We start from the raw sequence: 1,089 nt of genomic DNA, 5'->3' as shown, positions 1-1,089 counted from the left end.
GGGTTGGGGAGGGTCGGGGCATGGCCCGACTCATAGCCGGATCAAGGAACAGATCAAGAACATTTTGCCGTTGACCTGAGCCTCGGCCGGGTGCAATGACAGCCGCGCCGGGGTCGCTGCCCCGGCGCCGCTCTTTTCCGTTTCATCAAGGCAGGATCAGCGATCCCGCCTAATCACCCGGCCGGCGGCAGCGCCGAATCGAGCAATGTGCGGCCGGCCTGCTCCAGCGCGGCGGCGGTGGCCTCGCCGCCCAGATAGGGAACGGCGGCGAAGGCCCCCTCCATCAGCAGCAGCAGCCCGTCGCCCAGGCATTCCGGCCCGCCGGCCTCGGCGCAGATGCGGCGCAGCAGGTCGCGGATCTGGTGCTTGCGGGCATCGGCCACCTTGCGGGCCGGGTGGTCGGGGTCGGGGAATTCGACGATGGCGAGCCCGGTCGGGCAGCCGCGGAAGCCGGGCGCGCGCAGCTCGGCGGCGGCGGCGGCCAGATAGGCCATCGGCCGGTCGCGCGCCGGCACCGAGGGGTGCAGCGCATGGGCGTACCAGCAGGCCTCGGCCTCGCAATCCTCCATCAGGATCGCCTCGACCAGCGCATCCTTCGACGGGAAGGCGCGGTACAGGCTCATCTTGGTGGTGCCGGCGACGCGGCAGACCTCCTCCACCCCGGTGGCGCGGATGCCCTGGCGGTAGAACAGCTCCTTCGCCGCATCGCGCACCCGCTGGGCGGCGGGGCGGGGGTCGCGGGTCACGGCACGGGCGCGCGGCTCGCCGAAGGGGCGGTCGGTCCCCACCGGCTCGGCCGGCGGTTGGTCGGGGGAAAACGCCACCGGCAGCTCGGCGGTCCATCTCCCCGGGGCATCGGCCACTGAATCGTCTCCTCGGCTTCTCGTTCTCGCAATTGCGAAGGAACCCTGATCGGCGGGCTCTTGCAATGATACCGAACGGTTCGTATCAATAGGGACGAACCGGTCGGTATCATCCGGCCCCGGAGATTGGCCATGCCGACCCCCTTCCGCAAGACCCTTCCGCTGCTGGCCCTCGCCGTGGCGGCCCCGATGTCCTTCTCAACCCCCGCTTTCGCCCAGCCTGCCC

Annotated in this window: 1 protein-coding gene; it reads right to left on the bottom strand. The window is 70.9% G+C overall.

All coding sequences use genetic code 11. From position 1 onward, the window contains the following. Positions 1–173 precede the first annotated feature (173 nt). A complete protein-coding gene (locus GVN67_RS29025) occupies positions 174–863 on the bottom strand; it encodes a TetR/AcrR family transcriptional regulator (protein WP_235035614.1) in 690 nt (229 codons plus the stop codon). Positions 864–1,089: the final 226 nt, after the last annotated feature.

Origin of the sequence: Roseomonas sp. 18066, assembly GCF_902706185.1 — a bacterium.
GTDB lineage: Bacteria > Pseudomonadota > Alphaproteobacteria > Acetobacterales > Acetobacteraceae > Pseudoroseomonas.
The sequence above is the reverse complement of the archived record's forward strand: the minus strand, read 5'-3'. Positions and strand labels throughout refer to the sequence as shown.